We start from the raw sequence: 875 nt of genomic DNA, 5'->3' as shown, positions 1-875 counted from the left end.
TCAGTAAGCATGAGCGAAAGCTTAAGTAACTCAGTAAGCATGAGCGAAAGCTTAAGCAACTCAGTAAGCATGAGCGAAAGCTTAAGCAACTCAGTAAGTATGAGTGAAAGCTTGAGTAACTCAGTAAGCATGAGCGACAGCTTATCTAACTCAGTAAGCATGAGCGAGAGCTTAAGCAACTCAGTAAGCATGAGCGAAAGCTTAAGCAACTCAGTAAGCATGAGTGAAAGTTTAAGTAACTCAGTAAGCATGAGTGAAAGCTTGAGTAACTCAGTAAGTATGAGTGAAAGTTTAAGCAACTCAGTAAGCATGAGCGACAGCTTAAGCAACTCAGTAAGCATGAGTGACAGCTTGAGCAACTCAGTAAGCATGAGCGAGAGCTTAAGCAACTCAGTATCAATGAGTGAAAGCTTGAGTAACTCAGTAAGTATGAGTGAAAGCTTGAGCAACTCAGTAAGCATGAGCGAAAGCTTATCTAATTCAGTAAGTATGAGTGAAAGTTTGAGTAACTCAGTATCAATGAGTGACAGCTTGAGCAACTCAGTAAGCATGAGCGAGAGCTTATCTAACTCAGTATCAATGAGCGAAAGTTTAAGCAACTCAGTAAGCATGAGCGAAAGCTTAAGTAACTCAGTAAGCATGAGTGAAAGCTTAAGCAACTCAGTAAGTATGAGTGAGAGCTTGAGTAACTCAGTAAGTATGAGTGAAAGCTTAAGCAACTCAGTAAGTATGAGCGAAAGTTTAAGCAACTCAGTAAGCATGAGTGAAAGCTTGAGTAACTCGGTATCAATGAGTGAAAGCTTATCTAACTCAGTAAGTATGAGTGAAAGCTTATCTAACTCAGTAAGTATGAGCGAGAGCTTAAGCAACTCAGT

The 875-nt window shown here is 40.0% G+C and carries 1 protein-coding gene; it reads right to left on the bottom strand.

The window, feature by feature from the left end; all coding sequences use genetic code 11:
• Positions 1–875: NEL-type E3 ubiquitin ligase domain-containing protein (locus tag FD18_RS09790; RefSeq protein ID WP_200953887.1), on the bottom strand; the 875-nt coding region annotated here is incomplete at both ends.

This window comes from Lactobacillus taiwanensis DSM 21401 (assembly GCF_001436695.1).
Lineage (GTDB): Bacteria > Bacillota > Bacilli > Lactobacillales > Lactobacillaceae > Lactobacillus > Lactobacillus taiwanensis.
This window is presented reverse-complemented; position numbering and strand designations above follow the sequence as displayed.